The organism is Anabaena sp. FACHB-595 (assembly GCF_048568275.1).
In the GTDB taxonomy this organism is placed as follows: Bacteria; Cyanobacteriota; Cyanobacteriia; order Cyanobacteriales; family Nostocaceae; genus Trichormus.
The window spans coordinates 5,235,807-5,255,517 of record NZ_CP183473.1; the positions used below are offsets into that span (position 1 = coordinate 5,235,807).

Annotated in this window: 12 protein-coding genes; 3 read left to right on the plus strand and 9 right to left on the minus strand. The window is 42.1% G+C overall.

The features are described 5' to 3' along the window. Positions 1-169 precede the first annotated feature (169 nt). From ACN222_RS21855 to prfC, 6 genes are all read right to left on the minus strand, one after another. Positions 170-1,909 (minus strand): Rqc2 family fibronectin-binding protein, encoded by a 1,740-nt coding sequence (locus ACN222_RS21855; RefSeq protein WP_010998511.1) that lies wholly within the window; start codon positions 1,907-1,909, stop codon positions 170-172. A 166-nt stretch (positions 1,910-2,075) separates the two neighbouring features. Further along, the gene (locus ACN222_RS21860; RefSeq protein WP_010998512.1) at positions 2,076-2,879 is read right to left on the minus strand and encodes a choice-of-anchor W domain-containing protein; all 804 of its coding nucleotides are present in this window, start codon (positions 2,877-2,879) and stop codon (positions 2,076-2,078) included. 255 nt (positions 2,880-3,134) lie between these two features. Further along, positions 3,135-4,403: a glycosyltransferase family 4 protein gene (locus tag ACN222_RS21865; RefSeq protein ID WP_010998513.1), complete on the minus strand. Its 1,269-nt coding sequence runs from the start codon at positions 4,401-4,403 to the stop codon at positions 3,135-3,137. A gap of 1,629 nt (positions 4,404-6,032) precedes the next feature. Further along, a complete protein-coding gene (locus tag ACN222_RS21870; RefSeq protein WP_010998514.1) occupies positions 6,033-6,533 on the minus strand; it encodes an RNA recognition motif domain-containing protein in 501 nt (166 codons plus the stop codon). A gap of 612 nt (positions 6,534-7,145) precedes the next feature. Continuing rightward, positions 7,146-9,329, minus strand: coding sequence for a zinc metalloprotease HtpX (locus ACN222_RS21875; protein WP_010998515.1), 2,184 nt, complete (start codon positions 9,327-9,329; stop codon positions 7,146-7,148). Positions 9,330-9,621: 292 nt separating this feature from the next. Beyond that, complete coding sequence (prfC, locus tag ACN222_RS21880; RefSeq protein ID WP_010998516.1) at positions 9,622-11,244, minus strand: peptide chain release factor 3; 1,623 nt, start codon at positions 11,242-11,244, stop codon at positions 9,622-9,624. 814 nt (positions 11,245-12,058) lie between these two features. Between prfC and hemB the strand changes: the two genes are divergently transcribed. After that, positions 12,059-13,039: a porphobilinogen synthase gene (gene hemB / locus ACN222_RS21885; RefSeq protein ID WP_010998517.1), complete on the plus strand. Its 981-nt coding sequence runs from the start codon at positions 12,059-12,061 to the stop codon at positions 13,037-13,039. Between the two features lie 47 nt (positions 13,040-13,086). On the opposite strand, the gene ACN222_RS21890 is transcribed toward hemB, so the two are convergent. Beyond that, positions 13,087-13,641, minus strand: coding sequence for a phosphate-starvation-inducible PsiE family protein (locus ACN222_RS21890; RefSeq protein WP_010998518.1), 555 nt, complete (start codon positions 13,639-13,641; stop codon positions 13,087-13,089). 64 nt (positions 13,642-13,705) lie between these two features. Then, positions 13,706-14,641, minus strand: coding sequence for a tetratricopeptide repeat protein (locus ACN222_RS21895; protein WP_010998519.1), 936 nt, complete (start codon positions 14,639-14,641; stop codon positions 13,706-13,708). A gap of 266 nt (positions 14,642-14,907) precedes the next feature. Between ACN222_RS21895 and ACN222_RS21900 the strand changes: the two genes are divergently transcribed. Next, complete coding sequence (locus tag ACN222_RS21900) at positions 14,908-16,992, plus strand: elongation factor G (protein WP_010998520.1); 2,085 nt, start codon at positions 14,908-14,910, stop codon at positions 16,990-16,992. A gap of 256 nt (positions 16,993-17,248) precedes the next feature. On the opposite strand, the gene ACN222_RS21905 is transcribed toward ACN222_RS21900, so the two are convergent. Next, positions 17,249-18,724, minus strand: coding sequence for a GTP-binding protein (locus ACN222_RS21905; RefSeq protein WP_010998521.1), 1,476 nt, complete (start codon positions 18,722-18,724; stop codon positions 17,249-17,251). 210 nt (positions 18,725-18,934) lie between these two features. Here ACN222_RS21905 and tpiA point away from each other — a divergent pair, with 210 nt between their 5' ends. Next, on the plus strand, positions 18,935-19,660 hold the full coding sequence (gene tpiA, locus ACN222_RS21910) for a triose-phosphate isomerase (RefSeq protein ID WP_010998522.1): 726 nt from the start codon (positions 18,935-18,937) through the stop codon (positions 19,658-19,660). Positions 19,661-19,711: the final 51 nt, after the last annotated feature.

Below are 19,711 nucleotides of genomic sequence, written 5' to 3' on the forward strand. Positions count from 1 at the left end.
TTGGGGACTGGGGATTGGGGACTGGGGATTGGGGACTGGGGACTGGGGACTAGGGATTGGGGACTGGGCAAAACTCTGGAAGTAAGTTCTAGTTCTCTCCCCCCGCTCCCCTGCTCCCTGCTCCCTGCTCCCCTGCTCCCTGTTCCCTGCTCCCTGCTCCCCTGCTCCCTCAACTTCCTACCTTCTCTATATCTACTAACTGCGGTTTTCCCCAAAGGATGCGTTCCTGTTTGTAAATAGCAATTCCTGGTTTAGCACCTTTGGGTTTATAAACGTGTTTGGGTTGAGTGTAAACGACTGGTACTTGATCACTCTGGCGACCGCGACTGTAGTAAGCTGCTAAATCGGCTACATATTGTAAGTCTGATAGTTCTGGTGCTGTACCCGGTTCTAAACGCAATAGTACATGGCTGCCAGGGATTTCTTGGGCATGGAACCATAGGTCATAATCTCCGGCTACTCGAAATGTTAATTGGTCATTTTGACGATTGTTGCGACCGATTAAGACTGTGAAACCGTTAGGGGTACGATAGTTGTGAAAGTTAGTGCTAGCAGTTTCGTTGTTATTGCGGCTACGATACTCTAACTCTTCTAAATATTTCTGTCCAATTAACTCGTCGCGGATTTCTTCTAAAGCTTGCAAATCTTCTGCTGTTTGGTAGTTATCTATTTGGGAAATTGCAGCTTCTACTTGTTCTAAATAATCGATTTCTGCTTGTACTTCTTGCAGTAGCGGTTCGACAGCTATGCGAGCGCGTTTGAGTTTTTGGTGTTGTTTGTAGAGATTTTGGGCATTCTGCACAGCATTTTTATCAGGCAAAAGAGCGATCGCTACAGGCTCACCTGTCTCAAAATCAGGTATGCTAATTTCTTTCATCCCTGGTTGCCAATTTTGCAGGTGCGCCATTAATAAATCAGCTTTTTGGCGATATTCATCGGCTCTATCTGATTGCTGTAGGCGATCGCTAAAGGTTTGGGCTTTATTACGTAATTTGCCTAAAATATTACTTAATTTCTGAGTCAGTTGATGGCGTAATTGAGCAAATAATTGTTGATTTAGCTGTTTGGTATAGTATTCGTTGATTAATGTTTGGATATCTTGGACTGGTGCAACAGCACCCCAACCCATAACTGTATATCCGTTTGCCATCCAAGCTGGTTGAAATTTACCACTATCTAAGGTGTGTAGCCATTCTTGCCAGCGTGCAAATAACCTTTGCCAGTCTTCAGGATGTAGGGTATCCGTGGTAGTTTCTGGGGCAATGTTGGCTACCAATAACATGGATTCTACCAACACAGCACTCAAGCCGCTATAACTTTTGAGCAACTGACGTTTAATTGCTCCTGGGACTAAACTGACTCTTTCTTGCCACCTTGCTTGAGTTTCCTGCAAACTGGGGATAGTTCCGGTGAGTTTGGGCGGTGCTTCATAAGGTTGTCCTGTGAGGATAGGACGCACGCTTGATTGTTGCTGACTCACTTGATGGGCAGCAGTAATAATTAGATTGTTGGCATCGGTGAGAATCACATTACTGTATTTACCCATAATTTCCCCGTAGATGTGATACAGTGCAGCATCTCCAGGGCGGCGGGCAAATTGTAAATCAATTACACGCTCCCAAGGGGCGATCGCTTCAATTGCAACTAAGGCTAATCCCCCCAACTGGTGGACTAGTTGTTGGCTGAAGGTAAAGGTATCTGGTGTACGTGGAGGTGGATCACCAATACAAATATGAGTTGCTTGAGGATGCCAAGAAATTTGTAACCAACCTCTTTTATCGAGGGTACGTAACGCTATAGCAATAGTGTAGCGATCGCGCTGATAAACTTGCTCTAGGCGGGATGGTAGCCAGTGAGCGTGGAGTTCGCTACAAGTAGCTGTAAGGGTGGTAAAGTCTACTGGCTGCATAACAAATTAGTCACTGGCATTTACAAGACAATGGTTAGTATACTTCTCTCTTCCCTAATTCTCAGTTATATAAATTAAAAAAGCCGTTAGCTATTCTGAACTTTGGTGAGTTCAGGCTGTCGGCTGGAGAATATTCTTGAGTTTTAATTAAAGTTTGCTATTCGTCTTAAGCTTGTTGACTAGCTACTTTCTTTTTGTAACCGAGAAATGATCCAGCGATCGTTGTTGTCAAGATAGCTCCCAAAATGCTTGGTTCTGGTACTCTTCTGCTATTTCCGACTTTAATTTGAAAAGCGAGGTTAGAACCTGTGGGGCGATTACCATCCCAGTCAAACTCTGCTTGGCCAGTGAGTATGAAGTTTGTTGGTACGTCGCCAATAGCTATATAGTCCACATCTCTGCTACTAGTTGTACCAAGAGAGGAGATGTTGGGTATGGCAGTACCGTTGAGAGACAAGCCAGAAAGTCCTAAGAAATTGTTATCATCTATAGGCCTACCGCCTTGAGCAAAGGTACGTAAAAATATGTGGTTTATATCCCCACTAAATGCAGTTGTGGAGAGTACTACTGGTGTAATGCCCGCACGGCTAACAGAGAATGTTACCTGATTGCCTGTATAAGCGAGGGTAAAATCACTGAGAATGCCTCTTCCCCAATTGTATTGACCTTGAGCAACTGCTAGACCAGGGTTTGAAGTCGCTCTCACATCTCTGTTAATACCTAATTCCCGGTCTCCACCGATGGCATTATTACCAATTCTTCCTTCAGCTACAAACAGTTCTGTAAAGTCACGGTTATCCAACAACAAATTAAAATCTATATCATCAAAGCCAGGATTAGCATCCACAGAAGTTAAAGGAATGAGTGATACAGCTTGTGCCGATTGAGGCGCTAGAAATAGTCCCAGGGTTATTAATCCTAAAGATGCCAGAGTTTTACTCTTGCTCAGAAAATTGTCAGGTGGTATCATTTTGTTCCCTTGACTACAAAAATATAATATTGCTTTGCTACTGATACGGTATCTACGTAAGTAGACCCTTGTAAGAAAATACCATTATCGTTATGGCTTAACAATGATTTTTTGATGTAGGGATATTTTAATTATGATAAATAAAGACAAAAAAATTTAGGGAAGAGGTATAATTCTAAGCCTTAACCCTAATTTATTGGTATTTGATTATTACTAATTTTCCATTAATCAATGAAAGAATAGGCTAAAAAGCGTCTATTTAGTTACCAATGCTGGCTCTTTAACCTGTTGTGTCAATAATTGAGTGTATATTCCATCCAGTTGGCTAGCTACTCCTTCCCAACCAAATTTGTGGGTAACGTGTTTCCTCGCAGCAAGGCCTAACTCATCCCGCCATTGTGGATTCATCAAAATTCTATCAATTGCAATGTTGAACGCAGCAATATCTTTTGGTGGTACCAATAAACCGGTTTTCTCGGAAACTACCGTAAATTGAAGTCCACCAACATCGCTGGCTACTACAGGTGTACCACTTGCCATTGCTTCAATTGCCACCAATCCAAAAGGTTCATAGTGACTGGGAACAACGCAAACATCAGCCGCAGCGTAGTAAGCAGGGAGGACATCTTGGCTGAGGCGGCCTGGGAAACTAGTCATTTCCGTCATGCCCAATTCTTGCACAATGGCCTCAATGCGATCGCGCTCTCTGCCATCGCTATTACCAGGAGTACTACCACCACCAATAATTAGTTTGAGTTTATTCGTGTCACGCAATTGAGACTCATTCATGGCACGTACTAAGGTTTCTATGCCTTTACGTTGATCAAAGCGTCCTACATACAAGACCACTTTTGCTTCTTGATCAATTCCTAATTCTGCTCTTGCGGCTTGTCTAGCAATTGAACCAAAGCGGTGAATATCTGTACCGCAAGGAACGATATCAATGTAACCTTTAGTAGAAACTAGCGATCGCATATGTTGCTGTTCTTGAGGACTGGTAGCAACGATTCTTTCTGCTGTTTCTAATACTTGTTTTTCTACCGATAAACGTTTAGTAGCAACCAAAGGAATCGTATCTATAGATTTGTACTTGACTGCTCCTAAAGAGTGATAAGTATGAACTTGTTTGCTTCCTTGGATTGCTTTTAACTGCATTCCCACCCAACTAGAAAGCCAGTAGTTTGTATGCACTAATGGGTAATTAACGTTGTTTTCTTTTTGGAATCGAAGCAGTTGTTGTACAAATTCTGGTAAATATTTAAAGCCATTATCTCTTGGTACAAATTCTTCTGGCCCTGCTGTTAACCGAATTGTCCGACAAAGTGGGCTATGGTGAACAATTAACTCTTGTTCAGGACTCACTTTGCGGCTAAACATATCCACTTGCCATCCCAGTTGGGCTAATGCTTTACCCACTTCGCGCACGTAAACATTTTGCCCTCCAGCTTCTTCTTTGCCAATTTCGATTGCTGGGTCTCCGTGAACTGAAATTAAAGCTATGCGTTTTTCAGTGTTAGAGTTCATAGTTTGTGTGTGTTGCTGATTTTAAGTAAAGTCGCGGTCAGCTTTTAGTGTGCTGACACCACTATATGCGGGAATTATGTAGGAACGTTGAGTAATCTTTATTTTAATTTAATATGTCAAAGATTGTTATATACATACTACGAGAATTATACTTTTTTGTTCAGCATTTACATTTAATCTCTTTATATATAAGTGGTTATACGTATATCTAATGCCTGTGATAGATTAACTTCTATTTAGATAGTGATGAATATGCAGATATACTTTTTTTGGGCGCTACAAATTTATCGGTTTATTTCACCAATACGTGATCATATTGGTTCAGCAAATATACGCTAATTCCCAATTGATTAATTCAAAATTAACCGTATTTTTACTGAAAAGAATTCCTATATTTCCGTAAATTTACTCGTTAACTCCGCTTGTATTCTTAAATATTCCTGGTAATTACTTAATTTTACCCATTAAATTATCATGACTATCGTCATTAAGAGATGAGTCACCAATGTTACTAATAAGTAAATAAGATTTTTGTAATTTTCAATACAGTTTTCCTATAAAAACTCTGTGAGAGTTTAAGTTTTCATCGGAGAATTTAACAGCTATCGGAGATGAGAAAAATTGCTTCTCTCTCTTCTTTTGCGAATCATTTAAATTCTTTCTCGGAAAAAATTACGTCTCTCAAAAAACATAAGGAACAGCAAAGAGGAAAGCAGGACATTTCTGCTATGTTTTGTTAGTGTGAAGCACCGCACTTTCTGAAAAATAGTGGCAGGAGACTAGAGTCGATTTAGGTAATAGGTAATTGTTGTCCCTATGACAGAAAAATTCACCCACAAGGGGATGGAGTTAAAAGAATAGTAACCTAACAAAGTCTTGAGAATGTTGGGTTTCGTTCCTTCACCCAACCTACACCATTCTCAGCTATAGCTGTTGCCAATAGTGTTAGAACATCAATGAGATGATACAAGCTAGACACAACAAGACTTTTCACCCAGTCACCAGTCCCCAGCTATATTAGTCTTAGGCAAGTCCCTAACGACAAAAACCCCTTGAGTCTAGTCTGATGTTCATTGAGACTCAAGGGGTATAAAAGTTATTCAATTTTTACTGTAATCTTATGTTAGATATACGTAAGAAATCAAAACTATAGCAGTTGCCAGATAGATTAGGAAATAGAATCATTCTAAAACCCTGATAGCAGGTGGCTTTGAAGCCTTTTTCCGTGCGACTGAAGATCAGTTGATTCGTGGAAACCTGTCCCTTTCCCCTGCCATAATTCCAGTGGAAGAATCGTACCTTGCCCTCACCTTGGCACTTCTGACTCTGGAAGATAGAAGAAGGTTTAGTTATTTTCGACAAGTGCAATCAGCTAAACTGTAGTTTAGGCGATCGCTACCTCTGTCAGTATTTACTGGTGCTACTCAGTATAAGCCCAATATTTACTCAAAAGTAGCGATCGCTTGCGGTGGGCGGAACCTTAACACCTAACTTGGAGCATAGCCCAATGCACTTACAAAAATAGCGACACTTAACCATTGATATAGTTAATTGTTATCTACTAACGATTAAAAATTAAAAATCAAAAAAAATTCTGACTTTTAATTTTTAATTTCTCAGTCTGCTCACTTAATTTGTGGCTTGAGCTGCTAGTATCTGCTTCAGCTTTTCTAATTCAGAAGCCCAACGGGGATCTGGACGAATAGCATCTGAATCAGTGGTGGTTGTGGTGGTATTTTCCCGATTACCACCGCCACGTCGAGACTTCTTAGCGCCTTTATCACGACGACTACCTTCTTTGTTGGTGTTAGGAGCCGCATGACCACCGGAGGTAGTTACAGGTTTAGGAGTTGCTTGCTCCTCGCCTTCATCACCTTTTGTTCGTGGTAAAGCTTTTTCTAACTTGATAGGCGTTTCTTTAAACATCTGACCATTATACTTTTCAATAATTTGGTCAGCTTGTTCATCATTGTTTACCGTCAAAAACCCAAAACCACGGCATTTACCAGTTTTGCGGTCTTTGATGAGTTTAGTCGTCACAGCATCGCCTTCTGCGGCAAAAACAGCTTGCAATTCTTGACGGTCTATTTCTTCTTTTGGCAAATTGCCTATGTATAGGCGCACGGACATGAACTATACCTCCAGAGTTAAATGAACATGGTGAACATGGCAAGGCAACAAATCAATTGCTTGGCTTTGACTTTTATGTGTTATTGACCAAGACTGCCGTAAACCAATTTTTTACTCCAAACTGTCAACTTATACAATACAGTTTTTTGTTGGGATCAAGCTTGTTTAATCATAGAGCGTACCAACGCTCGACTACTACCACCTTAATTCTAAAAGTTTTAAATTTGTTATTTTACTGCCTACTACAGTAATAATTTTTTGTCTGCCCTAGCCCGCAGAGTTAAATACCACTCTTTACATTACCACGGTATTTTCTACGTAGCTAGTTCATCATACACTTTTCTAGCATTAGTATTGAGGCATCCTAGCATAAAGTACTTTTTTTTCTCAAGCATAAATATAAAGAAACAAAAACCAGCCTGTGGCTGGTCGATTTGCTGCTGTGTTGGGAGGATAAAACAGATAGATTGGCGCAAGGAGCCTAATAGATACAACCAAGCTCGCTAGTTGTGTTATTTTGGCTATCTATTTTTCTTAAGAAAATGTAACATTATTTAAAATAAATAGCAATATTTATTTACATTTTCATTTTTCATTAGTTAATCCCCTTGGCTAACCCACGAGGAAAATATAGGCTCCCCAGGCTTGGGCTGCGACTGCCAAGATAATAGACCAGATGGGGTGGGGGCTATGAATGGTTTTACCACTTTGGGTTTGGATAGTTTGGATGTCTATCCAGGGTGTAGCACCTCGGCGAAACCAACCTGTAACAATAATCTGCCGACCAACCAAATCTTGGGGATTAATTGGTTGTCCTAGCCAAGAAACATGATGTAATTTCACTAAGCCTGTGCTGGATTGGAGAATTAAGTCTTGGGATAGAAAGTTACTCATGCCTTGGCGACCTAATAGCTTGCCGACAAACTGCACAGGAATGCTGTCTATGGGTAGGCTAGAGGGATTTGCTAACAGGTGGGGTAGTTGTTGATCAGTGTGGATGTTGCTTTGCTTAATGTTGGGAAAAAAGGAGTTCATCCTGATGACTGTACCAATGCTGAAGCCGATGAGTAGGCAACCTGTCACGAAAGACAAATCTTCATAAATCCACTTTAAATTTAAAAACTTGAGTGCGAAGGCAGTTTGCCAAACTAGCCAAATTAATCCAGCAAAGACGAAACCTAGAGGCACACCGAAAAAAGGAGCTGTTTGCCGTAAGAATGATTGACGGGTGACTTGTAATGTCTGTTCACTGAGTGATTGTTGGCTAGTTATATGAACTTCTGGATCTATATGCCAATGCTGGGCTATTTGACAGAGGTTACGGATGCGATCGCCTATTAAAGGATGGGTATTGTTAACTGTTAACCAACGGCGATAGGGGTTAATACTATCCCACATCAACAAAGATTCAAAGGTCAGATGACCAGCAATACTCCCTAAAGAAATGCTTTGTTGATAGCTGACTGGCAGCAAGACATTTAAGCTTTCTAATAAACCACTGGTTTGTTCTTCCCTTTTTACATCGTTCGCAATGCCGATGCTCATCTTCAGCAAGGCGCGAGTCAAGCCATTGGGATTACCTGTAACTTCTGCCGCTAGGCGATCGCTGTGGTAAGGTCTAAGTCGTGAGTAAAGCAACGCCGTACCAGTCAACACACACCACAATCCATAGATCAAACTAGAAGTAATGGTCAACGGCCAGTGAAATGCGCCTTTTGATAATTTGTCTGCCCATACAGCAACTTGCTGATACAATTGATGAATTGGTAGGGTGATCAGCAGTACCAATGACATGAGGACAAAATCTTGGTGAGTGATCTGTCCTAGTTGTGCAGCATAAATAGCAGCAATCTCATCATCTGCAAGTTGTTCTAATAATCCTTGACTGACAACGATTCTGGCGTTCCGAGGTAAGTTTCCATAGGTCAACGCTATGGGTGCAGCTATGGGTAAAATCCGTAGTTGGGGTGACGGCCAATGTCGCTGTTGGCAGTAACGATGTAGAACACGGGAGGTTTCCCGACTGTAATTAGGCAGTACATCTTTAGATAGCTCTTTTTGTCCATAAAAATAAGCTAAGAGCCAATCTAGTAACCAAGGCGATGTGGCGATCGCTATGAACAAAATAGCTAATATCAATCGGCTAGGATCTCGATATAATAGCTGCAATGGTTCCAAGTAAGGCAGTTTCACTAAAGTGATGTTAATGGCTGCCATGACGGACTTGAGGATTTCTTTCAGCACCCAAAACAGGGCGATAAATGTTCCTACTGATAGCAACCGCAAAGGTATTAAACTCGGCTTTTTTAAAGGTTGCCAGACTTTGGCGCGTTTTGCTTGTCGCCAATAAATCCCAAATTCTTTGGGTTGGGTATAACCTGGAGAGTTTAATAAGCCGTTGTTACCTACATATTTATTTTGCAAGCCCACAGATGGCACAGATGGCACAGATGATGAGTAGTGAGGCTTGGTAGTTGCGGCTGGAGATGTATCTGCGGCTGCATGATGAGAATTTTGCGGCTTTTTGCGTTTTTTTGTCAGGTGTGTCAGGGCAACATTAGCCCATTCTTTCACCTGGGTATTTTGGCTTTCGGTTAGAGTTTGACACAGGGCGATCGCTTTCTTGAGTTCGCCACTACGTGCATAAGCCATGACTAAACCTACTCTAGCTTGCAGGCTAGCCGTTCCATTCCCCTGGGTGGCGATGGGTTCTAGTTGAGCGATCGCTGTTTGATAATTTCCCTGCTTGAGGGCCGCTAAACCAGCCTCCAAAGCCGATTCAGTATGTGAAGGCATAGAAATTCTGGCACTCCCATCTCTGCTAATTGATCTACGGTGATGCAACAGCGCGGTATCAGTTCAAAATACCCTGCGGGAAGCAAGCTACAAAATAGCCTACGGCAAGGCTGCGCCAACAAAATTCAAAATGAACGAACCCAAACCTGACAGTGGCTTCTGAGTTTATCTTTGAATAATAAATTTGCTTGAACTGATTTTAAATGCCAGTAAATTCCAGCCTAGCAATTTCTAATTCTTGATTCGCAATTCGTAATTAATACGTCTAGTATTATTAATTTTGAATTTTGAATTATTCTACTGTTTGGCTAGAAAAAACTGGGGCGATCGCGCTGAGTTTTAACTCTGGATGATCTCCCTGTAACTGTTGACAGTTCCACTCGTTGCGGAACAGTAAAACTGGGCGGTTCATGCTGTCTTTGACTGTGGTGGTGTTGAATATACGTCCCACCTTGTTCAAAGCTTCCCAACCGCCCTCGACCCAACGGGCGACGCTGTAAGGTAGTAGTTCCAGAATGGTTTCTACACCATACTCGTTTTGTAAGCGAAACTGCACCACCTCGAATTGCAGCTGACCCACAGCTGCCATAATTGGGTCGCGCTTGGCTTCATCGTTAGAGTACATAATTTGCACTGCACCCTCTTCGCGCAATTCGGAGATGCCTTTCTGAAATTGCTTAAATTTCGAGGGGTTTGGGTTGCGAAGAGTCGCAAATAGTTCTGGTGAAAAATACGGAATTCCTTCATATTCCAGCTTTTGCCCCGTGTAAATTGTATCGCCGATCGCAAAAACACCTGGATTATTCAAACCGATCACATCACCTGGATAAGCTACATCAATCGATTCCCGTTCTTGGGCAAAGAGCTTTTGTGGACGCGATAGGCGCACAATTTTGCCAGTCCGGGCGTGATTAACTGTCATATCTTTTTCAAACTTACCAGTGCAGACCCGGATAAAAGCAACCCGATCTCGATGCTTGGGGTCCATATTGGCTTGTAATTTAAAGACAAAACCAGAAAACTCTGGGTATGTGGGAGGTACTTCACCAACGCTGCTGATGTGGACACCGGGTTTTAGGGCATAGTCTAGGAAGTACTTGAGGAATAACTCAACCCCAAAGTTTGTCATGGCACTACCAAAGAAAACTGGTGTCATCTTGCCTTGATGTACCAAATCTAAATCTAGTTCCGGGCCGACACCTTCTAAAAGTTCTAGATCGTTTTTCAGTTGGTAATACAAATCTTCTTCTAATAGCTCTTCAATTCTGGGGTCGCCCAACTCAACTGTTGTATCACGGGCTTCCTTGCTACCGTGAGCGCTACGTTCAAACAGGTGGATTTGTTGCTTGTGACGATCAAATACTCCCTTGAAGCGATCGCCCATGCCAATCGGCCAGTTAACAGCATAGGTCTGTAAACCCAATTCTTGCTCAATCTCGTCTAATAACTCCAGTGGTTCCCTACCTGGACGGTCAAGTTTGTTAATAAATGTGAAGATTGGTAAACCTCGTAATTTACACACCTCAAATAACTTGCGCGTTTGGGGTTCCAAACCTTTAGCCACGTCAATTAACATCACCGCATTATCAGCCGCCGCCAAGGTGCGATAAGTGTCTTCACTAAAATCTTGGTGTCCGGGTGTGTCGAGTAAATTAATCTGGCAATTTTGGTACTCAAACTGTAATACTGTAGATGTAATGGAAATACCTCGTTGTTGTTCCATTGCCATCCAGTCTGAGGTAGCTTTGCGTTGAGCGCGGCGGGCTTTGACTGCCCCAGCTTCGTGAATTGCACCCCCGTACAATAGTAATTTTTCTGTCAGCGTAGTTTTACCAGCGTCAGGGTGAGAGATAATAGCAAAATTGCGGCGAAGCTCAACTGCTTGGTGGAGTTCCGTCTGTATTTCAGTTGACATAAAATGTATTAACTTCCTTGTTACGTAACTTAACTTAATTTTTTTCTACTTTAGCGAGTCTTTTCATCTTAAAACAACGATGCTCGTGATAGGGTTATTCCCGGAAATTCAAAATACGCTGAGATTTTGAGAATAGATTCTCCTCTATGTATCTTGGGTTAACAAAATTACTTTTTAAACACAGTCCCTCAGTAGAAAATTTCCCAACCAAGCAGGAAAATATCCTTCCCTTACACCCTGATCTTTTTCAAGCTAGAGATATAGAAAAATCAAAAAGCTTTAATGGTGTTTAAAAAAAAGCTAAATCAGCAAATCAGTTGCTCATTAACCCGTAGTTTTATGAAATGATAAATACAGTTTACCTGTGCTGGATTTCTGGGTGATTGTTTGCCCTAAGAGGTGGCTATCTGCTGCCTTATTTCCTTGTTAGCAGACATTCAGAAAGATTCATTACTCACTTTTTTAATAAAAATTATCATAAATGTATCCCAAAAATTGAGAATTTAAAAATAGGCGATCGCTGATTTCGTCAAATCTCAATTGTCTGATTATTAACAAATAGAATTTAAAAAGTTCTCGATTTTTGAGATGTAATACAGATGCCTACCGAGTGGAAAAATTCCCATCTACAACACTGACAACTAATAACACGCAACAGCACGGTAAAATACAAAATTGCCCCACAACTTGAAGCAGAGTAGGGCAAAGGACAGTTAAGCACTTTTTGTAGTCTGTCCGACGACAACGGAGTTTCGCCAGACTTTTGTGACGCTTTGTTTTGTGTCCATACCATTGTTATTTTTTACAAAACTTTATGTTTCCAACACACCGCCCTCGTCGTTTGCGTACCCATCCCCAATTACGCCGCATGGTACGTGAGACTGTATTGACTACCAATGATTTGATTTACCCGTTGTTTGCTGTTCCCGGAGAAGGAATTGCTAACGAAGTAAAATCTATGCCTGGTGTCTATCAACTATCGGTAGATAAGATTGTTGAGGAAGCTAAAGAGGTTCACGATTTAGGCATTCCCGCAATTATTTTGTTTGGTATTCCCGCAGATAAGGATACAGATGCGACAGGTGCTTGGCATGATTGCGGTATTGTCCAAAAGGCTGCAACGGCTGTAAAAGCAGCAGTACCCGATTTGATTGTAATTGCGGATACTTGTTTGTGCGAGTACACCAGTCATGGACATTGCGGTTATTTGCAAGTGGGTGATTTGACAGGACGAGTATTGAATGACCCTACTTTAGAATTGTTGAAGAAAACCGCAGTTTCCCAAGCCAAAGCTGGTGCGGATATTATCGCCCCTTCCGGGATGATGGATGGCTTTGTGCAGGCAATTCGCGCAGGTTTAGATGAAGCAGGATTTCAAGACACGCCGATTTTGTCTTATGCTGCTAAGTATGCTTCGGCTTATTATGGCCCATTTAGGGATGCAGCAGATTCTACACCACAATTTGGAGATAGAAGAACCTACCAAATGGACCCTGGTAACTCCCGCGAAGCTATCAGAGAAATTGAACTAGATATAGCTGAAGGCGCTGATATGTTGATGGTGAAGCCTGCTTTGGCTTACATGGACATTATTTGGCAGGTAAAGGAAGCCAGTAATTTACCTGTGGCTGCTTACAATGTGTCTGGTGAATATTCGATGGTGAAAGCTGCGGCGCTGAATGGTTGGATTGATGAACAGCGCGTAGTGATGGAAACTTTAACTGGGTTTAAGCGTGCTGGTGCTGACCTGATTTTAACCTATCACGCTAAAGATGCTGCTCGTTGGTTACCGTAGGGTAGGCTATCTCACGCATAGGCGCGGAAATATAGAGTTTTTCGTGTTTAGGCGTGAGATTGATTTTCGTCACAGTTACGGGAATACTCAAACTCGGCTTCTTGTTCTCTTTTTCCTTGGGAAAAAATTGGACAGAGTTTTGTGTTGGCACTCATACAATCCATGTGTGGTGTCTTGGCACAAACTAACAGTAAAATACTCAAGATAAATAACAAACCACAAATTGCTGCTGTTTGAATTGCAGAGATATCTAGTACGCCATGAACAACTACTTCTCGCAGAACTGATACAATAGCTACCTCTACGGCTACACCTACAGAAATACTATGTTCCTGCAAGTAGACCATTAATAGTCTAAATAATTCCACCAAAATCAAGATGAAGAGTATTTTTGCCGTGACTACTTTATAGTTGAGTGGCTGAGTAAGTGCTATAAATATACCCCACAACTGTATAAGCATGACGACGAATAAAACTAAGCATAAGACTATGACTAATAAATCTTGAAATGCTTCCATCTGCCTAACAATAGCATGACGATCTAACCAGCGATCGCAAAATAAAAATCTACTCTTGGTACGCTTTTTGAGTTTCTTGTTCATGTGGATAGGGGTTAGTTGGAGACGACAATAATTAATTCACCCCATATCTCATTTTTACCGTAGGTTAATTATTCTTACCTCCGCGTGGTTGAGAATTTAAATTTTGTACTTGTTGTAACAATTGTTCGGCATTTTTTGCCCATTGGGGATTCCCTTGGGTACTATATAAATTCTTGGCGTGATTAAATACTTTTGCTGCTTCACCATATTGATTTAATTGGGTAAAAACTAATCCTGCACCGTAATAAGCATTGGGATAATTAGGATTAGCTTCGGCTGACTTTCTAAAGGCTGTTAATGCTTCTTGGGGTTGGCCTTGATTAAATAAGACAACGCCCAGATTATAATAAGCTTCGGAATATCGCGGGTTGATTTTTATCGCTTGATTGAAAGCATTTTTAGCTTCATTTAATTTACCTTGTTGTAAATAAGAAATCCCTAGATAATAATGAGGTTCCGGTGCATTTTTACTCAACTCTACTGCTTTTTGAAATGAGGCGATCGCTCCTTCCCAATTTTGTTGCTGCTGTCTGACTAACCCCAAGTTATAATGTGCAAAACCCAACCTTGGTTCTAATTCCAATGCACGTTGCAAATAGTCATTGGCTTGTTGTAAATTATTGCCTTCCAATAATGAGCCGCCCAAATTAGCAAAGGCTAAAGCAAAATTGGGGTCACTTTGAGTAGCGCGATAAAATGCGTCGGCGGCTGGTTGTAATTGTCCAGTTTGTCGCAGTGCTAAACCGAGATTGTAGTGGGCTGCGGCTAGGTTAGGATCTAACTGAATGGCTGACTGGAAAGCAGCGATCGCATCTTGGAGCCTACCGGCTTGGATTGCCTGTAATCCCTGATTTAATAAGGTAGGGGCTGTAGGAAGACTATATTGTGCTAATAATTTGGGGATGATGGGGATAGTTGCTCTGGCTGGTGTCAAGCATTCACCTAGTAATATCAAACTCAGCAACGCTGTTATGCGATATTTATAGAATGGTAGTCTCATTGATGGGCTAACTCACAACAATTTGCGTTATCTTTACTTCAAATAAACTGACATTCAAAATTACGTTTTAACAAAAATTCTAGATTCTGCATTAAAGTTTGTATCGCTTAACGTTTCTTAAGATAAATCTTACGACAGGCTACAATTTTTTGCACCTTTGATTAAAGGAAGGATAATAACAAGTTAAAGAGAGGGTAATTCTCGGATTATTCATCTTTGACAAAACAGGGCAATGCGGTATTGAGACTTACCGCAAGGGAGGTTTTATGAGCGAAAAAGTCAGATTAGGTTCGCGGAATGTTGCCATTGTCGGCCCTTATTTAAGTGGAAAAACAACTTTACTAGAAAGCTTATTATTTGTCACAGGAGCGATTTCTCGCAAAGGCAGCGTTAAGGATACTAACACAGTTGGGGATAGTGCGAATGAATCACGCGATCGCCACATGAGCGTAGAAATCAGCACTGCCTGCGCTGAGTATAACGACATTCGTTTTACCTTTATAGACTGTCCGGGTAGCGTTGAATTTACCCAAGAAACATATAACGCGCTCATGGGCGTTGATGCGGCAATTGTAGTCTGCGAACCAATACGTGAAAGAGTCCTCACCCTTGCTCCTCTATTTAAATTCCTAGACGATTGGGAAATTCCCCATCTTGTCTTTGTGAATAAAATGGATCGAGCAAACATTCATGTCCTCGAAACATTACACGCCCTCAAAGCAGTTTCCAGTCGTCCCTTAGTAGCTCACCAATACCCCATCATGCAGAGAGAAGTTGGAGCGGCGGCTTCCGCCGATCCAAACTTCGGGGGGGAACAACTCACCGGCTTTATCGACATGGTGAGTGAACAAGCCTATCAATATCATCCCGGCGCACCAGCTGACCCCATTCCCTTCCCTGAACATCTCAAACAAGAAGAACATACCGCACGGGCAGAAATGCTCGAAGCCTTAGCAAATTTTGATGACCATTTATTGGAAGAGCTTTTAGAAGATATTGAACCACCAGCAGAAGAAATCCTCAAAGATTTAAAAATGGAATTAGGGGCAGATTTAGTAGTTCCCGTCTTCTTTGGTGTCGCGGAACAAGATTATGGTGTCAGACCTTTATTAGAAGCTTTACTCAGGGAAGCCCCCGAACCAGAAACCACCGCCGCCCGTCGCCTCAAAGGAAAAGTTAGTCATACACCCATAGCCCAAGTCTTAAAAACCTATTACACTCCCCAAGGTGGCAAACTTTCCCTCGTGCGAGTATGGCAAGGCAAACTCACCGATGGTATCATCCTCAACGGCGTGCGCGCTGGTGGGATTTATCGCCTCATGGGACAACAACAGCAATCGGTGAACGAAGTCGGTGCAGGTGAAATTGTCGCCCTCAGCCGTTTAGAAGGAATTAAAACCGGGGATACCATCTCCACAGAACAGCCGACGCAATTACCCAAAGCCCAACAGTTAGAGCCAGTTTACGCCCTCGCCATCACCCCAGAAAAGCGCAACGATGAAGTTAAACTCAGCAACGCTATCACCAAACTCTTAGAAGAAGACCCCTCTTTAGCTTGGGAACAACACGGCGACACCCACGAAGTGATTTTGTGGGGACAAGGCGAGATTCATTTGCAAGTCGCCCTGGATAGACTGCGCCGCAAATATAACTTGCCCATGTCTACCCATTTGCCACAAGTGCCTTATAAAGAAACCATCCGTAAACCAGTCACCTCAGTACATGGACGCTACAAACACCAAAGCGGTGGTCATGGACAGTTCGGTGATGTGTTCCTGGATATCAAACCCCTACCACGGGGTGAAGGCTTCAACTTTAAAGAAAGCATTGTTGGTGGTGTAGTACCTAGACAGTATATTCCTGGGGTAGAAATGGGTGTGCGGGAATTTCTTGTACATGGGCCTTTAGGCTTCCCAGTGGTTGATGTGGCGGTGACATTAACAAATGGTTCCTATCACACCGTTGATAGTTCCGAACAAGCCTTCAAGCAAGCCGCCCGTTTAGCCATGCAAACAGGCATACCCCAAGCCCAACCCACCTTATTAGAGCCGATTTTGCGGGTGGAAGTGACAACACCCAGTGAGTTTACCTCTAAGGTGCTGCAATTATTGAGTGGTAGACGTGGGCAAATTTTGGGCTACGAAGGCAGACAAGATTGGCAAGGCTGGGATAATATTTCTGCTTACCTACCACAAGCCGAGATGCAAAACTTTATTGTAGAGCTGCGATCGCTCACTCTCGGCGTTGGTTCATTCCATTGGGCTTATGACCACCTGCAAGAAGTCCCAGAAAAGCTTGCTGAACGCGTACTTGCTAGTAACGGTAATGGTAGTAACGGCAATGGCAAGTAGTATCAGTTAACGAATGTCTCCTCTATTCAGAATCTTGGAGTGGTAATATTTATCACTCCAATTTTTTATCACTATTCACCTTCAGAATATGGACATAATTTCAGTAACTTTACTAATAAAAATACACTTTTTCAATGATTAAAATTTAAACATAGTTTAAATAGATTAAGAATCAGAGGGCATTTAGAAAGTGGGTAAGAGAGCAAATTGGAATTTAGCTATTCTTAACCTGGAACTAATAACCGTTTTATTAATTTTACCGATGAAGTTTTACCTGTAATTCATCTTTGATGCGATTGAGAATAGAATTTTCATCAAGGGTTGCCAAAATTCGGTTAATTACGGCTTTCGGCCCATCTGGCCCCCATGTTGCCCCATTGGCTAAATAGACTTTAGTCACTTGCCCAATACCATAGGAAGACACGCCAGCTACACCAGCCTGGGTAATAGCAACTGAGATATAAGGCCCCAAGGAAATACCAGCTGTAGCAGTTGCAGAGATACCAAGTAAAGTTTTTAAACCACTTAAACCCAAATTTGCCAGGAGTTCACTAACACCGATACCACCCATACTCAAGGCAATTTTTTGCAGCAATTGCACAGCACCTGCTTCAGTCATGGGAATACCATAGAGTTTAGATAAGCCCAAGATAAGAGAAATATCAATTACTATACTGCTCAGTATATCTACTACAGTAACAGGATTGAGAGCGATCGCCACCGCTTTAGTCATGACGGCTTTCCAAATCAACTGATTCGCGTTCTGCTCCCGAATCATCAATTTACGCTGCACCAATTGCTCATTTACATTATCGGCAAACAGCATCGTATTTAATGCAACTAAAGCCTTGCCCTCCCGTTGTAAAATCTCCAAAATCTTCACCTGGAGTTCTGCCACTTGAGCGTTACCTGTACGCACCTGCACCCCCCTACTGCCATCAGGACGACGCACGGCAGTTTTTACCAGTGGTGATGCAGCTGCCATGACAATCTCTAGTGGTGTCAGTAACTCCCGCACCCGTTCATCCCGAATCTTCTGGTAAATTGCTGTCCTATCGGCTTCTGGATATTGGTCTACCTTGTTAAATACCAGAATTATGGGTTTACCTGCTTCTCGTAATTGAGAAAGGGCTTCATGCTCAATTTTGGTCATGTCGCCAGAAATCACAAACAAAATTAAATCTGCTTGCTTCGCTATCTGTTCCGCCAAAGCAGTGCGGGTTTCTCCATCAATTTCATCTAACCCAGGGGTATCAATTAACTCTACCTGCGATCGCCCAACCGATGGTAAAGTGACACGCAAAGCCCGTTCTGTTTCCCCAATCGCCTCTTCACTAATCCGCCAATTGACCCGTTGAGCCGCACGGGTAACACCATGCAAAGGCCCCGTTTCAAATACAGATTCCCCCACCAACGCATTGAGCAAAGAAGACTTACCTCGTCCCACCATGCCAAAAGCAGCGATTTGTACCACCATGCTGTCTAACTTCCCCAACATGGTTTCTAAATCAGCTATTTCTGACTCTAAGCCAGCCTTTTCCTGAGAACTGAGGTCAATATTGTCTACTAAGTTCCGCAGCGCCGATTGCGCTTGTTTATAGTTGAGTTCTGCTTGAATATCTTCAAAGCTAAAAATGGCACTATCAAGTTCTTCCTCCCAGTTGAGAGAACTTGTATCAGTATTGGTTGCATCGCTTGGTTGAGGATCAGGCAAGGGTAATATTGAGGTCATATTCAGTTCTATATTTTAAATTTTAATTTTTAAACTAGCTTTATTTTCCATCCTAGTAATTTTTCGCAGGATATTGGGCAAATAAGCAAGCTAGAGAACAGATGGGAGTAACAACTGACAAATGACTCATGACAAATGACTAAATGGCTAACAAAAAGTCATAAACTGAAAAGTGCATCTAGTAGCGTTAGGAACTTGACTAAATCACCTGTGCGGAAAATAGTTATTGCCGGTAACTGGAAAATGTTCAAAACCCAGGCAGAGTCTCAAGAGTTCTTAAAAGAATTTCTGCCTGCATTAGAGGAAACACCTCAAGAACGGGAAGTGCTGCTTTGCGTTCCTTTCACTGATCTGGCCATTTTGTCTCAGAGCTTACATGGTAGCCTTGTACAACTGGGAGCGCAAAATGTCCACTGGGCAGAAAATGGAGCATACACTGGTGAAATCTCTGGCCCAATGTTGACAGAAATTGGTGTCCGTTACGTCATTGTCGGTCATAGCGAACGACGACAATTTTTTGGGGAAACAGACGAGACAGTGAATTTACGTCTCCAAGCTGCCCAAAAGTATGGTTTAACACCAATTCTTTGTGTAGGCGAAACCAAACAACAGCGAGATTCTGGGGAAACTGAATCACTAATTGTCAGCCAACTCGACAAAGACCTCATAAATGTTGATCAGACAAATTTGGTGATTGCCTACGAACCCATTTGGGCAATAGGCACTGGTGATACTTGTGAAACAACAGAGGCTAATCGAGTTATTGGCTTAATTCGCAGCCAATTGAAGAATTCTGATGTGCCGATTCAATATGGTGGCTCAGTCAAACCAAATAATATTGACGAGATTATGGCTCAACCAGAAATCGATGGCGTTCTCGTGGGCGGAGCAAGTCTAGAAGCTGCAAGTTTCGCTAGGATAGTCAACTATCTCTAAAGAGTCCACTCTAATGTACAGACGTTGCCCGCAACGTCTCTACTAAATAAT